Below are 232 nucleotides of genomic sequence, written 5' to 3'. Positions count from 1 at the left end.
CCTTCTCTCCACCAATTTGCTTCACCATATCATATATAATTGAGTATGTTGTTACAACTTTTAATTTTCCACTGCCCTCTTCTTTCCCATTTGTGTTACTAGAACACGCTGTTAGTGCAAATACAAAAATACAAATTACTGATAACAAAACATTTTTAAATTTCATCTTTATCCTCCAATCAATTATGACAACTCTGCTCTATTTTTTCTAATTTTGATAGCTCTCCAAAAC

1 pseudogene is annotated in these 232 nt (G+C 31.0%); it reads right to left on the bottom strand.

Features of this window, described 5'->3' with window-relative positions:
- Positions 1 to 166, bottom strand: a pseudogene (locus JDS81_RS30105) (metal ABC transporter substrate-binding protein); the annotation flags it as partial.
- Positions 167 to 232 lie beyond the last annotated feature (66 nt).

Origin of the sequence: Bacillus cereus group sp. N31 (assembly GCF_016483245.1) — a bacterium.
In the GTDB taxonomy this organism is placed as follows: Bacteria; Bacillota; Bacilli; order Bacillales; family Bacillaceae_G; genus Bacillus_A; species Bacillus_A toyonensis.
This window is presented reverse-complemented; position numbering and strand designations above follow the sequence as displayed.